Raw genomic sequence first — 14,824 nt, forward strand, 5'->3', positions numbered from 1 at the left:
CTTACTTTTATAACAACCCATAACTTTAATAATACATTGAAACAGCACAGTTGTAGTACGCTATCGCATTATTATTTAAGCTATAAAGCTCAGTACTACTTTAAAACCACTTTAAAAGTACTTTCAATACTGACGACTTTATTATTACCCTTTGGATCATACGTATGAATACACGCGCCGCTTCTTGGCTTAAAATCACGTTAAGCACCTCTTTATTATTCTCCTTACCGGTAATGGGACTGGCCGCTAATACGATGCCACAAAAGTGGAAGCTGGACGTACCTAAGACCAGCGCAGATTTTGAGGTCAAATACTTAGGCAAGGCGACCACTGACGGTAAGTTTCGTAAGGTAAATGGGGCGATCAATTATGACGTCAAAAAGCCTGAGAGTACGACCATTAATTTTACCGTGCATACCAATAGTATCGATACCGAGCGCAGGCTACGTGACTCTTTTTTACGCCGTAAGGAGCTGCTCAACACACAGCAATATCCGACGATGACGTTTGTCTCAAAAAAAATCAAGATGATTACGCCTAAAGAAGCCAATGTCACGGGCGACTTTACCGCTTTAGGTCAAACCAAACCATTGACAGTAAGAGTGACTTTATCTGATGTAGAGATTGACCCTGTCACCGCACAACCGACATTAAAGTTTCGCGCGACGGGCATGGTAGATCGCTATAACTATGGAGTGACGGCTTTCCCGAAAATTATTAGCAATATCATCCCGCTTGAGATATCAGGAAAGCTGATTGCTGCTAATTAATTGAGTGACAAAAAAACCCAACTTAAAAGTTCTAAGTTGGGTAGATAACACAATAGATTTTAAGATACTCTTTACAGAAACACCCCATTATTTAGAAAAACTATGACCTGAAAAATCACTCGAAAATCGATTAAATTTTAAAACCATATTTTCTAAAGTTTTTAATACTGCCATATTTGGTCTTCTGCTATGCCAGCTTTGTCTATTTTATTTCTTCTTTTCTGAATTTTGGTATCTATCTTTTCTTGCTTTTTCATCGCCTTTTGGTTGATATCGTCTATCATTCTTTGAATCTTCTTATCTACTTTGTCTTGTTCTTTTTTACGCTGCTTATCTAACTTGGCAAGCTCTTTTTGACGTACCTTGTCTATTTTATCTTGCTCTTTTTGACGCTGCAGATTCAGCTTACTTAGCTTTTTTTGAACCTTTTTACTTAACGTAATCTCATCTTTCGCTTGTTTTTTAACAGATTTATTCGACATGATAACTCTCCTGAATCATATTATATAAAACACTTAGATACTTGATGGTAAGTCAATCCTCATGTCTAATCAATGTGCCAGTACAAAACAGGTACACGTCCTTAAACACCCTTTAGATTAGCAAACTAGATATAACACTAATAACGGCTCAATATATAGTCAGTTCAAAATAAAAGCGATACGTTATAGCTATGTGCGACTGGTATAAATTTTCCTTGCTTGCTGTTATCACAGAGGCTACGAAAAATTCATCCCAGTCGCACTGTATCGATTTTAAAGTAATTCTACTATAGAACATTACATTAAGCTTGGTTAAAACCGAGAAGTAGTTAATATCAATTATTTCGGAATTGAAAGTATATTTATAATTAGATTCGCGTGGGGTCATTCGCGTAAATAAATACATTAATTTTATTTTTTCATATTTATGCGTTGGTGCGCGGGTCGCACCCTACGTTAAAATTTAACAATTCATTGCGTATCGTGCCTCGACACTAAACGAACCATCAATCCATTTAGAATGATTCAAAAGCAAAAATAAAACCATAAAAAAGAGCTGCCAGATTACTCTAGCAGCTCTTATATAAACTCAAAAACTCAGTCTAAGCTTTGATGAATCAGACCAAACTATTCACCGCATCAACCACTGCTTCAGCGGTGATACCAAACTCTTTATAGAGCTGATCTGCTGGCGCTGATTCACCATACGTCGTCATGCCGATGACTTTGCCATCAAGACCGACGAACTTATACCAGTAATCTACATGCGCGGCTTCTACGGCGACGCGTGCACGGATATTAGCTGGCAATACCGCTTCACGGTAGCTGGCGTCTTGCTCCATAAAGATTTCAGCACATGGCATAGAGACCACACGGACGCCAACGCCATTTTCGCTAAGCGTCTCGTACGCTTCCATCGCTAAGCCAACTTCTGAACCCGTTGCAATGATGATGGCTTTTAGCTCGCCCTGCTCTTGCGCTAGCACATAGCCGCCTTTAGTGATATTAGCGACTTGCTCACTATCACGTGCTTGATGCGGTAAGCTTTGACGGCTGAAAATCAATGCAGATGGATTGTTTTCTGATTTAATCGCTTCGACCCAAGCAGTAGCTGATTCAGTCGCATCACACGGACGCCATGTACGTAGGTTTGGCGTGGTACGTAGGCTGGTCAATTGCTCAACAGGCTGATGCGTTGGGCCATCTTCACCCAGACCAATAGAGTCATGTGTATAAACGTGGATGATACGTTGCTTCATCAATGCGCCCATACGCACCGCATTACGCGCGTATTCCATAAACATTAGGAAGGTTGCCACGTAAGGGATAAAGCCGCCATGCAACGCGATACCATTGGCAATCGCCGTCATACCAAACTCGCGCACGCCATAATAGATATAGTTGCCATCAGCATCTTTCTCGATGCCTTTGGCGCCTTTAAATAGCGTGAGGTTCGAGCCTGCTAGATCCGCTGAACCGCCTAACAGCTCTGGCAATAATGGCTGCAAAGTATTGATGGCATTTTGACTGGCTTTACGACTGGCGACATCGCCGCCCTGCTCTTGGGTTTGCTGAATATAGGCTTGTGCTTGGCTATCAAAGTCAGCAGGCAATTCGCCATTTAAACGGCGTAGTAACTCAGCGGCTAGTTCTGGGTAAGCCTTTTTATAAGCTTCAAAGTCCGCATCCCAGTTCTTTTGTTGTACATCGCCTTTGGCTTTGCCGTCCCACGCTTCATAGATTTCGTCATCTAATTCAAATGGTGCATGCTTCCAAGATAGCGCATCGCGGGTTAAGACAATTTCGTCATCACCAAGTGGCGCACCATGACTGGCTGCTAAGCCTTGCTTGTTTGGACTACCCGCGCCAATCGTGGTTTTACAGATGATTAAGCTTGGCTTAGTGGTCTCAGCAATCGCTTGCTCAGTGGCTTGGGTAATTTCATCGGTATCATGACCGTCAACTTTAATCACTTGCCAGCCATAGGCTTCGAAACGCGCTTGCGTATCGTCAGTAAACCAGCCTTCGACATTACCATCAATTGAGATGCCATTGTCATCATAAAAGAATACCAACTTGCCAAGACCTAATGTGCCAGCCAATGAGCAAACTTCATGACTAATACCTTCCATCAAGCAGCCATCACCCAAGAACGCATAAGTATGATGGTCGACGATGTTATGACCGTCACGGTTGAACTGTGCGGCAAGCGTCTTTTCTGCAATCGCAAAACCAACGGCGTTCGCGATACCCTGACCTAGTGGACCCGTCGTGGTTTCAATACCTGGGGTATAGCCAAGCTCAGGATGACCTGGGGTTTTTGAATGCAGCTGACGGAAGCCTTTTAGGTCGTCAACGCTGACATCATAACCCGTTAAATGCAGCAATGAGTAAATAAGCATCGAGCCATGACCGTTTGATAATACAAAGCGGTCACGGTTATGCCATTCTGGGTCAGCTGGGTTGTGCTTTAAAAACTTACGCCACAAAACTTCAGCAATATCAGCCATGCCCATCGGCGCGCCCGGATGTCCAGAGTTGGCTTTTTGAACCGCATCAAACGACAACACACGGATGGCATTGGCTAATTTACGTTCGCTAATTGGAGCTGGCATAGAGTGTCCTAATATTCAAATGAGAAGTATGGATGACAAGCAAAAAATCGGTGGAACAATAGACATGAAACAATAGAATAAGAGTGCGATAAACGCTCTTAAGAATTAGGTGTCTAATTAAACGACAATATTAAATGACAATTTTAACATATTTGCCATAAGCCAAACTAAAAATGCGCTGATAGAAGCGTTTGCATTTAGCAATCACTCCTATCAGTTTTGTTAAACGATAAACAATATTAGATTCCTAACCACAAACTGCGGTCAATGTAGCCACTCGATAGCCACTCGCAGCTCATAACCATTCATAACAACATTGAATTACTTAAGCTGATATGGTTTCAACACCGCCCATAAAGGGACGCAACACTTCTGGAATGGTGATGCTACCATCGGCGTTTTGGTGATTTTCCATCACTGCCAATAAGGTACGACCAACAGCCAAACCTGAACCATTTAGCGTATGCGCTAGGCTCGTCTGCTTGCCGTCTTTAACGCGCGTGCCCATACGGCGTGCTTGGAAATCACCGCAGTTTGAGCAGCTTGAGATTTCACGATAGGTATCTTGGCTCGGTAGCCAAACTTCGATATCATAAGTTTTTTGTGCGGCAAAGCCCATATCACCGGTACATAATTTGACCACGCGGTACGGCAGATTAAGCTGCTGTAAGATGTATTCGGCTTGTCCCGTCATTGCCTCAAGTAAGTCATCTGATTGCTCGCTAGTGGCGATATTAACCATCTCAACTTTCTCAAACTGATGCTGACGAATCAGACCACGGGTATCACGGCCATGCGAGCCGGCTTCACTACGGAAACAGGGTGTATGGGCAGTGAATTTTAATGGCAACTCTTTGATATCCAAACGCTCACCACGTACCAAGTTGGTCATGGGTACTTCAGCCGTTGGAATCAGATAAAAGTCAGTACCTTCGTTATTGGTATGATTGGTCAATTTAAACAAATCATCTTCAAACTTCGGCAATTGACCCGTACCTTTTAGACTTTCAGAGTTCACAATATAAGGCACATAGGTTTCAGTATAGCCGTACTTGATGGTATGGGTATTGAGCATAAACTGAATCAAAGCGCGATGCATCTGCGCAAGCTGACCTTTTAACACATTAAAACGGCTACCTGTTAATTTTGCAGCGGCTTCAAAGTCGAGCATACCCAGCGTTTCGCCAATATAAGTATGGTCTTGAATCTCAAAATCAAACGCGCGCGGCGTACCCCATTTGCGTACTTCGACGTTATCATCTTCTGACGTACCAACTGGCACATCGGCTGCTGGAATATTTGGAATTTGCATGGCTGCTTGGCTAATGCGCTCTTGCAAGGTACGCAGCTCGTCTTCAGCGGTCTTAATCTCACCGCTGACACTTTGCATTTCTGCTAATAATTCGCTGGCATCTTCGCCCGATTTTTTTAGCGCACCCACTTGTTTAGCGCCCGCATTACGGCGCGATTGCAGCTCTTCCGTTTTGACTTGTAAAGACTTACGTTCGTTTTCAATATTTTGCCAAAACGCCATATCAAGCGTATAACCACGCGTGGCCAGCTGCTGTTGTAAATCCGTTAAATCACCGCGTAAGAGTTTTGGGTCAATCATAATAGTTGCCTGTAGCGCTAAAAGTGAGTAAGAAATTAAAAGGGGAAATAGTAGTTAAGTATAAGTAGCCAAGTAATGGGGTAATGAGGTAAAACAAAAAATGGCGCGCAGAGCCTTATAATATCGTTATAAAGCTTCGCAATGACGCCATGTCAATCATAAGAATAAATGATAGCCACTATCATACCAAGACCCAGCAGATTTGACCATATTTTGGCTATATTTTGCCACAATCTAGCCTGTTTTTTTGCGCCAGCTTTACGGAGTAAATAAGCAATAATATGAGCCGCACAATTCTCTTATGAATCAACTTCTATCATTGACGCTATTATAAATAACGATGCTATCTGAGAAATAACCGGGCTATCCATGAACATAGCCGCTTATATGTTTCATTTAAGAGCAGTTTTCGGTAAGATAAGCGCATATCTTTATTCTACTTCCAGCCAAGCCCAGCCAAGCATAGTATTACAGCTTCGCTTTGGCGCTTTTCATCCCACGCTTTTAACATACGTATCTGAGAAACCTTTATGGCCCTGTACCCCTACACGCTACAACCTGTCGCCTTAAACTTAACCGAGGCTGAATTTCACCAAGCACAGTATGAGCTATTTGCCAGTGCCAGCCCATCTTTTGGTCTGTCGAGCATTAAGATGAAAGAGTGGATTATTATGGCAGTGGTTGTCATTTTAGCCCTTGCTGGTTTGGTTTTTTTGACCGGTTACTCGACCATCATTTTTTGGCTCATGCTAGCGTCTGTGGTTATTTATCTATTGGTGCGTACCCTTGGCTTTAAATGGTATGTCAAAAGAGAGTTTGAAAAACAAGTCGCTGACCAAGAGATGCCCGATGAGATGCGTCAGATGAAATTGGGCGTACAAAAGCACGGTCTTGTGATGGCAATGCCAGTCAATCAACCTGACATGTTTAATAGCAATCAGATGCGCGGCATGCAAATGCGTCCCGGTAGCACTCAGCAAGCAGTTATCCCTTGGACGTCGATTAAAAGTTGGGATGAGACCGATGACTATATCTTTATGATGTTTGAGATGAAAGGTCAGCAAGGCAGCCAAATCGTTCCGAAGCGCTTACAAGCACAGAAGTTTCCAATCGATACGGTACGTCAGCATTTATTAGAAGTCATTCCTGCTAAAGGCTTAAATCCTGAAAACTTGCAACCACCTGCAAAAGTATAAATCAGCTGCTAGGTGGTTGGCATGAAGTATTAGCCTTATAGAATAGAATAGATTGGATAGCTTAAATTGTATAATGTAGACTTAATAGCAAAGACTAAATAGTAAAGACACCGTGGTTTAGGTAAATCAATTACAGACTTCGATTAATTGAATTTAACTTGTCATGGTTTCTTTGCTATTATAATAAGCATCAACAGACAAGGTGTAGAAGAGATAAAAATATAGCAGACATATAACGAGCATAGCAATGCAGGAGATGACTTGCTACACTCTTAGGCTTCTATATTTAACTTAGTGCTCCTATACTCACATGAGTATGTCGAATACTAAGTCTATAACAATAACCAATCTATTAAATCAACACTCAAACTATAAGGATAATATTATGAGTAATACTAATAATGCGACCAACCAAATCGGTCTAGAAAAATCAGATATGAGCGAAGTGATTGCTAAGCTTAACAGCCTACTATCAAGCTACCATATGTTTTATATTAACGTGCGTGGTTATCATTGGAACGTAAAAGGTGAGCACTTCTTCACATTGCATCCAAAATTTGAAGAGTTATATACCAGCTTACAAATAGAAATCGATGAAATCGCTGAGCGTATTTTAACCTTAGGTGGCACGCCGTTACATGCATATAGCGACTTTAGCCAACATACCAGCATTCAAGAAGATAAAAACGTGAAAGATGGTAATGCTTGCGTGAAAGGTGTGGTGACTGGTCTACAATCGCTTATCGCTGAGCAGCGTGAGGTTTCAGCACTGGCAGTAGAAAGCGAAGACCAAGGTACAGCAGACTTAGTAGATGATTATGTACAGCAGCAAGAAAAGCTTATTTGGATGTACAACGCTTTTTTAGGCTAATAACTACTGAAGAATAATTCATCACTAAACTAGCTATTCGTAAAACAGTTTATTATTAAAATAGTCAGTAAGAAAAAAGCACCTAATTAGATTAGGTGCTTTTTTTATGCTTTTTTACCAATCGCTACTTACTGCTCAATCATTTTACTTCTGAATCCACTGACGCATTTTTTCACGCTCTGCTGGAGTCGCTTGTAGCCAAATCTGCATAAACTGATCTAGAGTACTGGTAGATGAAGCAGCGCTTGTCGTTTGCTTAACGGTAGTAACTGCGCCTGTGCTGACATTGCTTTGAGTGCTGATAGCAGGCTTATCTAAAGCCGCAATCGCACGTTGGTTTTGTAGCTCGGCATCATCAGCACCACCAAACACGCCACCTAAGGCTTTGCCCAAACCTGATAGCAAACCACCTTGATTGCCGCCCAGACTCTGCTGGCTAGCTACTACTGTGTTGTTCTGCTGCACTGCCAGTGTTGGACGCTTAGCATACTCTTTCGCCGCTGCATATTTTTCTGGCTGATTTGGCATGGTAAGACGATAGGTTTGATTGTCCACCAGTTCTGCCGTCACACTCACGTTGCCCGAGCGCAAATAATCGTGCTCATCACGCGGTAAATTGTATAAGCGGTCATACTTAGCGGTAATCGCATGCTGACCTGGCTCTAAGGTAAAAGATTTCTTTAATGGCTGAAACGCACTTTGCTGGATTTCCTGCCCGTTAATAGCGGTTACTTTGATATGGTCATCAACCAGCAAGGTTACTGCCGCATGCGATAGCATAGAGACTGAGCCAGCAGTAATTAGTAATGTGCCCATCGTCAGTTTTTTTAGCAAAGAAGCGTTTGTTTTCATAAGTTATTCCATGAATAGTAAAGGTAATTTCTAAAATTTCTACAGAAAGATAGCGGTTTATGTTAAAAATCAAGCGGCATGGTATGTTGGTCTTGGTTGGCGACCTCATTATCTACTTGCGTCTCCTGCGCGATATCAGCAAGCTCTGCAGCAAGCGTCTGCTCATCAATCGTGCGCAGCGCATCGCTGATGACCGCCTTGGATATATTACTGCGGCCAAGATTGGAGAACATCGGCTGAATGTAGTTCAGCACCTCCATCATAGAGCCGATACGATGCGGCCCTTCGGTCAGTAGATGATTAATAATACGCTCATCAAACTGCCAACCACGCCGACGTAGGATAGACTGCAACAAAGCTTGACGGTCAGCCAAATCATGACCATTTGGCACTTTAAAGCTTGGCGATTGTGCCAAACGGGTGAGCAAGTCTGTTAGCTGAAACGGCAATTCGGTCGCCGGTTTATTGGAAGCAAACAACAGCTGACGCTGCCCTTCGCGGCTACGATTAATCAGATGAAATAGAGCCTCTTGCCATTGGCTGCTTTGTTCAAGCACCTCTAAATCATCAATCGCAATCAGGGAAAAGTTCTCTAAAGAGGATAGGACATTGACATCGGTATGAATCAGTTCATTCAATGATAGACAAATCGCTGATTTATCCATCTCAATAAATGACTCACAAACGGCGGATAATAAGTGCGACTTGCCCGTCTCTGGGCTGCCAAATAGGTACAGCTGGCCAATCAGGCCGACATGTAGCTGCCGCACTGCATCGATAATAGACATCCAACCCGGACCGGCAAAGTCGCTGAGACTCGCATCATGCTTAATGTCCAGATTGAGACTTAGCTGTGCTTCTGCCATGAATCATCAACTCGGTTTGCGTAGCGCAATCACTAAAAAGGCTAAACGACTAATATTCTTTAAACTGGCTTTGCTAACTTTTACATTTATCAAAGCCAACCTAGTAACGGTCAATACCGTTAATACTGCGCCTATATATAACATATTTGCAAAATGACTGACAAGTCTTTTACCCATTAAGCTCAATCAATCCCTATTTATCCACTTTATAAGTGAATACCGACTCCTAATCGCGCTATAAAATTATTAGGCAATTGATGTGACTAGAGCCATAAAATGCTTATTTCTCGCAAAGTTATTTTTTAACCTATTCTTTATCATTTTACTTTTTATCAAATAAGGCCAATTGTTTACGACCTTTATAAAAGTCAGTCGATTGGTAATAAGCATACAGATGGCGGAATAAAACGTTAAGGACAGCGGACACTGGCAGCGCAATAAGCATACCAACAAAGCCCAATAAGCTTGCCCCTGCCAATACCGCAAAGATAACCCATAACGGTGACAGACCAATTTTATCGCCTAGCAATAATGGCTGCAAGATATAGCCTTCAGCGGCCTGCCCGACTAAGAAAGCACCAACGATTAAAGACAAATACGTCCAGTTCAAGCCAAACTGAAACAGGCAAGCGATAATCGCCGCAATAAAGCCAATACCAAAGCCCAAGTACGGCACAAAGCTGGCAATACCGGCAACCATACCGATAATCAAGCCAAGCTCAAGCCCGATAAGCTGCAACTGTACTGCATAAATAGCGCCTAGCAGCACCATCACCAACAGCTGACCTTTGATAAAGGCCATCAGCGCCCGATCACACTCTTGAGCAATGCCGATTACTTTTTTGCAATAAGGGGCTGGAATCGCCATCTTCCAAGTTTGCAGGCGCTGATCCCAATTAAACAAGAAATAAAAGGTCAAAATCGGTACCAATACAATCAGCCCAGCGTTATTGATAAAATTCATACTAGACGTCAATATTTGGCTCATCATGCTGCTGGCATCAGCGAACTTATAATTGGTCTGCATATAATCGACCAAGGTATCAGAAAAACCTTTGGCTTCTAGTTCTGGCAGACGAATACGGCTGTTATTAATAAACCATTCACGCACCACTTGGTTATACCAGTTTAGCACCTTGGGCAAATATTCCCACGCTGCTTGCAGCTGATGCCATAAGGTCGGTATCAACCACCAAAGTAGTAACACCATGCCAAGCGTAATCGTCGAATAAACGATGATAATGGCTATCCAACGCTTGATATATTTTGATAAGCGCTTAACCAGCGGATTGAATAGATAAGCCAATACAAAAGCCACGACAAATGGCACGATGACCGGCGTCATCAAATACAATAAAAATACCGCCACAACAATAGCAACGACGATGAATAGGCGTCGAAAAAAGGGATCTATTGGTTGGTTTATCATGAAGGGTAACCCTACGATTAAGTCAATGTAAAATGCTGGCTTATGATGGTTTTTTAGCTGAAATAGGTAGCCGATAGCTTTATATTTATAATGATATTTATCATTGTCATGACAGTAAGTTTTGCCGACAACTTTGGCGTTCTATTATCGCAGAGTACAACAAAAAATCAGTCATTTTTTGTTTCTTAAATTTTTATTGCGCTCTATTTAGCCTTTATTACCACTCTTCGTTAAATATCGGCCAAATATTGGTAAGTTGCTTTGCGAGAGGGGGTCGTTTTTGGGTATAATGCGCGCACTATCTGCAAAATTAACACGACCGATCCGCTTTTCTACTGACAGACCTTCATTCCCTATAAAATTTGTGAGATGACCATGAGTAACAAGCCTTCTTTAAGCTACAAAGATGCTGGCGTTGATATTGATGCTGGCGATGCGTTGGTACAACGTATTAAATCAGTGGCAAAAGCCACCTCTCGTCCTGAGGTTGTGGGCGGACTTGGCGGTTTTGGGGCGCTTTGTCGTATTCCGACTGGTTACACCTCACCGTTATTGGTTTCGGGCACTGACGGTGTCGGCACCAAGCTTAAACTGGCATTACAACTAAACCGCCATGACACCATCGGTATCGACTTGGTTGCCATGTGCGTTAATGATTTATTGGTGTGCGGTGCTGAGCCATTATTTTTCTTAGACTATTATGCAACTGGAAAGCTTGATGTAGACGTAGCAGCGACTGTTGTTACTGGTATTGGCGAAGGCTGTAAACTGTCAAACTGTGCACTTATCGGCGGCGAAACGGCTGAGATGCCAGGCATGTATCAAGACGACGATTACGACCTAGCGGGATTCTGCGTCGGTGTGGTTGAAGAAGCGGAAGTCATCACTGGCGAAAACGTCGCTGAAGGCGATGTATTAATCGCTCTTGCTTCAAGTGGCGCGCATTCTAATGGTTACTCACTGGTGCGTAAAGTCATCGAAGTCAGCGGTATTGATGTGACTACTAGTGATGAGCAATTAGACGGTCAGCCTATTCAAGATGCGCTGATGGCACCTACCCGCATTTATGTTAAAGCCATTAAAGCGTTGCAAGATACCCTTGGTAGCTCAGCCTTACATGCGATGTCACATATCACTGGTGGCGGCTTAACAGATAACTTACCCCGCGTACTACCGGATAACTTGGCCGCTAGCATTGATACCAGCAGCTGGCAGTTCTCAGAGCTATTCACTTGGTTACAAACCCAAGGTAATATCGAGCAAAGTGAGATGTACCGCACCTTTAACTGCGGCGTTGGTTTTGTCATCGTGGTGCCTAAAGATAAAGCAGAAGCTGCTATCAAAACGTTAAATGATGCGGGCGAAAACGCTTGGAAATTGGGTGAAATGGTTAGCCGTGAAGCGGACGCCGTGGTGTACCGTTAATGCCAGATGACAATCTAAAAAGTATTGCAAAAAAATCAGCTAAGCCGTTACGCGTCGCTGTTTTGGTATCTGGTAGTGGTAGCAACCTGCAAGTTTTGATTAATGCCATGCAAGCTGGTGCGCTACCGATTGAGATTGTTGGCGTCATCAGTAACCGTGAAGATGCTTATGCCATCACACGTGCCAATGACGCCGCTATTCCCGTTGCTGTCTTATCTCACGTTGCTAGCGGCAAACGTATGGGTATCAAAACCTTTGAAACTCATGCCAGCGCGCAGCTGAGCGCTTGGCAGCCTGATTTGATTGTCTTAGCAGGATTTATGCGGGTTTTAAGTAGCGCATTTATCGATAATGCGCCTGCGCCAATGATTAACCTGCACCCTGCTCTACTGCCCGCTTATAAGGGCCTAGATACCCATCAGCGCGCCATACAAGCGGGTGAACGCCATCATGGCTGTAGTATCCATGTGGTTACTGCTGAGCTTGATGCGGGCGCTGTTTTGACCCAGGCGCTGCTTGAAGTCAATCAAAAAGACACTGCTGATAGCCTGCAAGCACGCGTACAAAAAGGTGAACATCAACTGCTACCGTGGACGATATTACTAATTGCTAACGGTATTATTGACTTAAATAATCCGCATGATGATGCTGAATTATCTTGCTTACCAGCTTTACCTTTAAAGCTATGGTTAAATGACTAAGGCTTGAAGTTTATTTATATATTTTAAAAAGCAGAATCCGTAATTGGTTCTGCTTTTTTTATGCGCTTAAATAACAAAGTATTTATAGCAAATTGCTAGCAAAAAAATGCCCCGTTACGGAATAACGAGGTATTTAGAAAACTAGGCTTTTAAAAAACTAAGCATTTAAAATTAGAAGCCTAAAACATTCTAATAATTAAACAGGTTTTTTACCAACCACATGAACTGCTTTGATATTCACAAACTCTTTGATACCAAAGCCACCATGTTCACGACCATAACCTGAATCCTTAACACCACCAAATGGCAAGCCTGGATTGACTAAGTTATAACCATTGATATAAACCATACCCGTGTCAAAATGCTGCTGGGCTAAATTAATCGCCTTCTCTTCATCTTTTGAGAAGATAGCACCGCCCAGTCCATAACGACTGTCATTGGCAATTCGGAACGCATCATCTTGGTCTTTGGCACGAATAAGCGCTGCCACAGGACCAAATAGCTCGTCTTTATAAGCAGGCTGGTCTGGTTTGATATTTTCCAGAATTGTTGGTGGATAAAAAGAACCCGGCTTATCAGGTACTTCACCGCCCAAGGTAATGGTTGCGCCTTTGCTGACACTTTCTTGCACTTGTTTATGCAACTCATCACGCTGCTTGCTGCTTGACATCGGACCTACGTCAGTCGATTCGTCCATTGGATCGCCGATTTTATAGCCTTTAAACTTCTCAATAACCAAATCACGGAATTTGTCATAAACACTATCGACGACCACAAAACGCTTAGCCGCGATGCAAGTCTCACCATTGTTATATAAACGTGCATGGGCACAAGTAGTAGCTGCTAAGTCTAAGTCGGCGTCTTCTAATACGATAAAGGCATCGTTTGAACCAAGTTCCATAACGGTCTTTTTCAGCACTTTTGCCGCTTGCTGCGCTACCACTCGACCAGCGACATCACTACCCGTTAAGGTGACACCACGTACTTTTTCGTGCTCGATGACTTTTTCGGACTGATCATGGTTAATGATGAGCGTACGGAATAAATCGTTTGGCAAATCAGACTCATGCATGATTTTTTCAATCAACAAACCTGAGCCTGTTACGTTTGAAGCATGCTTAAGCAAGATACTATTACCAGCCATTAAGTTGGCAATGGTATAGCGGAATACTTGATACGCGGGAAAGTTCCATGGCTGGATACCATAGATAATACCGATAGGATTGTAGCTGATTAAACCTTTTTTAATGCCTTCGATATCGCGCTCATCATCCGCTAGCGCGGCAATTCCTTCACCAGCGGTGAAATCACAAATCGCTTTACATAGATCTACTTCACCTAAGCTCGCCTCCAAGGTCTTACCGCGCTCCTCGGTCATCAATTTTGCCAATTCTTCTTTATATTTCATCAGCGTCTCGCCAATGGAGTTAATCACTTTGGCGCGCTCATCGGCACTGACCAAGCGCCATTCTGAAAAGGCTTTATGCGAAGCATCGATAATTTTATTGACTTCATCGCTGCTCATATAAGTATAGTTTTTAATGTCTTTACCCGTCGCTGGGTTCACAGTGGTAATATCTGCCATGATAATTATCCTTATTTATTTGATTATTATGTAATAAATGATTGATTAATAAAGATTCTTTTTAAGAAGCTTTTATCAATAAATGACTCAATATGATTACTGTATATAACTACTATCTAAGTCTTTATGCTAGATAAATAATAATATTGAGAGATGAGCAAGCCACTTCATATTGAGATAGCTGTATTAAGAGATTTATAGTTAAAGGCACTAACGATTAGCTACTATTCCTTAACAATGCTTGTGGCAATTGTCTTTTTACTTAATGTCCATCTAGCATAACAAAAGGATTTGACCATAGTTTTACAAGTTATAAAGAAGTGTGGATGAGATGTTAACAGTGTGTCATTGATGAATATCATGCAAACTTTGCTGTAAATAAATAGCTTGAATCAAATCAATAAAGCCTGAGTGTCTAAT

At 42.4% G+C, this 14,824-nt stretch carries 12 protein-coding genes; 5 read left to right on the forward strand and 7 right to left on the reverse strand.

Annotated features, from left to right (window positions below):
* Positions 1 to 164 precede the first annotated feature (164 nt).
* Positions 165 to 770, forward strand: a complete 606-nt coding sequence (locus ACP7AA_RS01435) for a YceI family protein (protein WP_426222422.1) — start codon at positions 165 to 167, stop codon at positions 768 to 770.
* A gap of 161 nt (positions 771 to 931) precedes the next feature.
* Here ACP7AA_RS01435 and ACP7AA_RS01440 read toward each other — a convergent pair whose 3' ends face one another.
* The 3 genes from ACP7AA_RS01440 to serS all read right to left on the reverse strand — a co-directional run bounded on the left by ACP7AA_RS01440 (position 932) and on the right by serS (position 5,479).
* Positions 932 to 1,252, reverse strand: coding sequence for a hypothetical protein (locus tag ACP7AA_RS01440; RefSeq protein WP_201625468.1), 321 nt, complete (start codon positions 1,250 to 1,252; stop codon positions 932 to 934).
* Positions 1,253 to 1,869: 617 nt separating this feature from the next.
* Positions 1,870 to 3,867, reverse strand: a complete 1,998-nt coding sequence (tkt, locus tag ACP7AA_RS01445) for a transketolase (protein WP_426222423.1) — start codon at positions 3,865 to 3,867, stop codon at positions 1,870 to 1,872.
* 325 nt (positions 3,868 to 4,192) lie between these two features.
* Complete coding sequence (serS, locus tag ACP7AA_RS01450; RefSeq protein WP_201565227.1) at positions 4,193 to 5,479, reverse strand: serine--tRNA ligase; 1,287 nt, start codon at positions 5,477 to 5,479, stop codon at positions 4,193 to 4,195.
* 530 nt (positions 5,480 to 6,009) lie between these two features.
* Here serS and ACP7AA_RS01455 point away from each other — a divergent pair.
* Both ACP7AA_RS01455 and ACP7AA_RS01460 read left to right on the forward strand, forming a co-directional pair.
* Entirely contained in the window at positions 6,010 to 6,675 is a 666-nt protein-coding gene (locus tag ACP7AA_RS01455; protein ID WP_201565228.1) for a YcxB family protein, read from the forward strand.
* A 385-nt stretch (positions 6,676 to 7,060) separates the two neighbouring features.
* Positions 7,061 to 7,546 carry a Dps family protein gene (locus tag ACP7AA_RS01460; protein WP_201628109.1) on the forward strand — a complete coding sequence of 162 codons (486 nt, stop codon included), beginning with the start codon at positions 7,061 to 7,063 and terminating at the stop codon, positions 7,544 to 7,546.
* 144 nt (positions 7,547 to 7,690) lie between these two features.
* On the opposite strand, the gene ACP7AA_RS01465 is transcribed toward ACP7AA_RS01460, so the two are convergent.
* The 3 genes from ACP7AA_RS01465 to ACP7AA_RS01475 all read right to left on the reverse strand — a co-directional run bounded on the left by ACP7AA_RS01465 (position 7,691) and on the right by ACP7AA_RS01475 (position 10,693).
* Entirely contained in the window at positions 7,691 to 8,398 is a 708-nt protein-coding gene (locus tag ACP7AA_RS01465) for a DUF2057 family protein (protein ID WP_201628110.1), read from the reverse strand.
* Between the two features lie 62 nt (positions 8,399 to 8,460).
* The gene (hda, locus tag ACP7AA_RS01470) at positions 8,461 to 9,264 is read right to left on the reverse strand and encodes a DnaA regulatory inactivator Hda (RefSeq protein WP_201625464.1); all 804 of its coding nucleotides are present in this window, start codon (positions 9,262 to 9,264) and stop codon (positions 8,461 to 8,463) included.
* 322 nt (positions 9,265 to 9,586) lie between these two features.
* Positions 9,587 to 10,693, reverse strand: coding sequence for an AI-2E family transporter (locus ACP7AA_RS01475; RefSeq protein WP_426222424.1), 1,107 nt, complete (start codon positions 10,691 to 10,693; stop codon positions 9,587 to 9,589).
* A 375-nt stretch (positions 10,694 to 11,068) separates the two neighbouring features.
* Between ACP7AA_RS01475 and purM the strand changes: the two genes are divergently transcribed.
* Entirely contained in the window at positions 11,069 to 12,118 is a 1,050-nt protein-coding gene (purM, locus tag ACP7AA_RS01480) for a phosphoribosylformylglycinamidine cyclo-ligase (protein ID WP_426222425.1), read from the forward strand.
* Complete coding sequence (gene purN / locus ACP7AA_RS01485) at positions 12,118 to 12,819, forward strand: phosphoribosylglycinamide formyltransferase (protein WP_426222426.1); 702 nt, start codon at positions 12,118 to 12,120, stop codon at positions 12,817 to 12,819. Before purM ends, purN begins: the two co-directional genes overlap by 1 nt.
* A 196-nt stretch (positions 12,820 to 13,015) precedes the next feature.
* On the opposite strand, the gene ACP7AA_RS01490 is transcribed toward purN, so the two are convergent.
* Positions 13,016 to 14,404, reverse strand: a complete 1,389-nt coding sequence (locus ACP7AA_RS01490; RefSeq protein ID WP_426222427.1) for an NAD-dependent succinate-semialdehyde dehydrogenase — start codon at positions 14,402 to 14,404, stop codon at positions 13,016 to 13,018.
* Between the last annotated feature and the right edge of the window lie 420 nt (positions 14,405 to 14,824).

Origin of the sequence: Psychrobacter sp. DWR1-2-3 (assembly GCF_049896465.1) — a bacterium.
Lineage (GTDB): Bacteria > Pseudomonadota > Gammaproteobacteria > Pseudomonadales > Moraxellaceae > Psychrobacter > Psychrobacter maritimus.